The following is a 3,139-nucleotide window of genomic DNA, read 5'->3' as shown; positions in this document are numbered from 1 at the left end:
GGAACAGGCCCGCCGGAGAGCCGGGTGCCGCCGACCCGTCCTTCGCCGAGCGGCTCGCGGGGCTCGCCGTCCAGCAGGCGCGGCGGCTGGTCGCCGAGCTGGTTCAGGTCCACGCGGCGTCCGTGCTCGGGCACCTGTCGGCGGCCACCATCGAGCTGGAGACAGCGTTCAAGGACCTCGGCTTCGACTCGCTGACCAGCGTCGAGCTGCGCAACCGGCTGGCCGCCGCGACCGGGCTCCGGCTCTCGGCGACGCTGGCGTTCGACTACCCGACCGTGGCCGACCTGACCGACCACCTGCTGGCCTCGCTGCTGCCGCGGAGCCCCGCGGGCCCGGGCGACGCGAGGGGGGCCGGGGGCGTTGAGGAGGAGGACCTGGCCAAGCTGCGCTCCGCGTTCGCGTCGATCCCGCTGCGGCAGTTGAAGCTGACCGGGGTGCTGGACACCCTCCTGGAGCTGGCGGGCGTGAAGGCCGAACAGGCCGGCGAGCACCCGGTGGCCGACGACGCGGACATCGACGCGATGGGCGCCGACGAGCTCATCGACCTGCTGATGTTCGACGAGGAGGACGAAGGCTGACCCCCGGCCGCCGTACCCTGCACCCACCCCCTACCGGTACCCCTAGTGCCCGTCCGGCCGAGCCTCCGCAGTCGGTCACTAGGGGTACCGGCCGTTTCGGGCTCCCGCCTAGATTCGCGGCCATGCCACGCCTCGGTGATGAAGAACTCCACGCTCAGCTGGCCGAGCAGTACGGGACCCCGCTGTACGTCTACGACCTCGACGACGTCGACGAGGCCAAGTCCGCCCTGTTCTCCTGGCTGCCCGAGGGCGTCGACGTCTACTACGCGCTCAAGGCCAACCCGCACCCCGACCTGGTCCGCGCCCTGGCCACGTCGCAGCCCGGCCGGCCCGACGTGCCGGGGTGCGGCGCGGAGATCAGTTCCACCGGCGAGCTCGCCGCCGCGCTGGAGGCCGGCCTGTCCGGCGCCGACTGCCTGTACACCGGCCCCGGCAAGACCGAACGCGAACTCGACGAGGCGATCCGCTCCGGCGTCCGTCTGTTCTCCACCGACTCCGTCACCGACATGCGCCGGCTGGACGCCGTGGCCGCCCGCTGCGGAGTCCGGGTCGAGGCGCTGCTGCGGGTCAACGCCTCGTCGGCGAACGCCACCACCAGCATCCGGATGACCGGCGCGCCGACCCAGTTCGGCTTCGACAGCGAGGTGCTGCCGCAGGCGCTGGCCGAACTGCGCTCCGGTGGGCTGAGCGCCGTCGACCTCGCCGGCATGCACTTTTTCCCGCTGAGCAACTGCGCGGACGAGGAAAACCTGATCGCCGAATTCGGCAATACCCTGCGCTTCGCGGCCGAGCTGAGCCGCGAGCTGGACCTGCCGCTGCGGGTGCTGGACATCGGCGGCGGTTTCAGCGTCCCCTACGGCGTCCCCGGCCCCCGGGCCGGCTACCCCAAGCTGCGCGCCGAGCTGACAGCCGCGCTGGACCTGGCGGTCCCGGGCTGGCGGTGCGGCGCGCCGCGGATCGCGTTCGAGAGCGGCCGCTACCTGGCCGGCGGCTCCGGCACGCTGCTGGCCGGCGTGACCAACGTCAAGGTGAGCCGCGGCCGCACCTTCGTGATCACCGACGCCGGGATCAACACCTTCGGCGGCATGTCCGGACTGGGCCGGTTGCTTCCGGTCGCCGCCCAGCCCGTCGCCCCCGGCCGGACCGGCGGTCCGACCGCCCGTGCCTCGCTGGTCGGCCCGCTGTGCACGCCCGGCGACGTCCTCGGCCGGGAGATCGAGCTGCCCGCGCTGGAACCCGGCGACCTGGTGGCGATCCCCAACACCGGCGCTTACGGGCCGACCGCCAGCCTGCTGATGTTTCTCGGGCGCCCGGCGCCGACCGAGGTCGCCGTGCGCGGCGGCGCGGTGGTCTCCGCGTCGCAGCTCGTGCACAGCCGTTCGCCGCGATGACCGGGCCGATCCCCGTCCCTGTGGCCGGGCCGCCCGCTGCTGTGCCTGTTGCCGTGCCTGTTGTGCTGTGCCTATCCCGGAGCGGAGCGATTCGATGAGTGGGCCGCAGCCCAGTGGTGTGCTGTCGGGTCTCGGCGAGCTGACAGCGCCGGAGCAAGGACGTGTGCTGCTCTCCCTGGTGCGCGAGCAGGCCGAAGCGGCACGTGAGCGGATACGGCCGGGGGAGGGGCAGCACACCGACGGCGGACCCGCCGCCGACCCGGCCGGCGACGACCTGTCCTTCGGTGACCTGGGCCTGGACTCGCTGGCACTGGTCGACCTGCAGGAACGGCTCGCCACCGCCACCGGCCTGGCGATCGCCCCGACCGTGGCCTTCGACCACCCCACGCCCGCACGGCTCGCCGAGTACCTGCGCTCCGAACTGCTCGGCCTTGCCCCCGTCCCGGCGCACCGCCCCCGCCCGGCGGGCGCGAACGGCCCCGCCGCCGCGCCCGCCGACGACCCGATCGCGATCGTCGGCATCGGCTGCCGCTACCCCGGTGGGATCGCCGGACCCGAGGACCTGTGGCGACTGGTCGAGACCGGCGGCGAGGTCCTCGGCCCGTTCCCGTCCGACCGGGACTGGGACCTCACCGACTACTTCGACGCCGACCCGGATCGCGACGGCACCAGCTACGTCGACCGCGGCGGGTTCCTCGACACCGGCGCGCGGTTCGACCCCGAGTTCTTCGGCATCAGCCCCCGCGAAGCCGTCGCCATGGACCCGCAGCAGCGGCTCCTCCTGGAGACCGCGTGGCACGCCTTGGAAGACGCCGGCATCGACCCGCTCTCGCTGGCGGGCACCGGCACCGGCGTCTACGTCGGCGCCGAGAACCAGGAGTACGGACCGCACCTGCACGACGCGCCCGAGGGCGTCGCCGGGCACCTGATGACCGGCAACGCGGCGAGCGTCCTGTCCGGGCGTGTCGCCTACACCCTCGGCCTGCGGGGCCCGGCCCTGACCATCGACACCGCGTGCTCGTCCTCGCTGGTCGCACTGCACTTGGCGGCCAACGCGCTGCGCCGCGGCGAGTGCACGCTGGCGCTGGCCGGGGGCCAGTCCCTCGGGGGTGTAGAGCCGGAGCCCAAGCCCTACACAGGCCCGCGCCTGATGCACCGGCAGACCCCATC

General features: G+C 73.7%; 3 protein-coding genes. All 3 read left to right on the top strand.

The window, feature by feature from the left end; all coding sequences use genetic code 11:
* Positions 1 to 578, top strand: a 578-nt coding sequence (locus ACWD3D_RS35175) for an acyl carrier protein (protein ID WP_451464746.1), incomplete at its 5' end; no start/stop codon positions are given.
* Between the two features lie 122 nt (positions 579 to 700).
* Complete coding sequence (locus ACWD3D_RS35170; protein ID WP_451464745.1) at positions 701 to 1,969, top strand: type III PLP-dependent enzyme; 1,269 nt, start codon at positions 701 to 703, stop codon at positions 1,967 to 1,969.
* A gap of 94 nt (positions 1,970 to 2,063) precedes the next feature.
* Positions 2,064 to 3,139 (top strand): beta-ketoacyl synthase N-terminal-like domain-containing protein (locus ACWD3D_RS35165; RefSeq protein WP_451464744.1); only part of this gene is annotated, 1,076 nt, incomplete at its 3' end.

Source organism: Streptomyces sp. NPDC002690 (assembly GCF_053592415.1).
The sequence above is the reverse complement of the archived record's forward strand: the minus strand, read 5'-3'. Positions and strand labels throughout refer to the sequence as shown.

Bases quoted from the DNA above. Each gene is read 5' to 3' on its own strand.
- ACWD3D_RS35170 (WP_451464745.1), top strand. From the start codon at position 701: ATGCCACGCCTCGGTGATGAAGAACTCCACGCTCAGCTGGCCGAGCAG.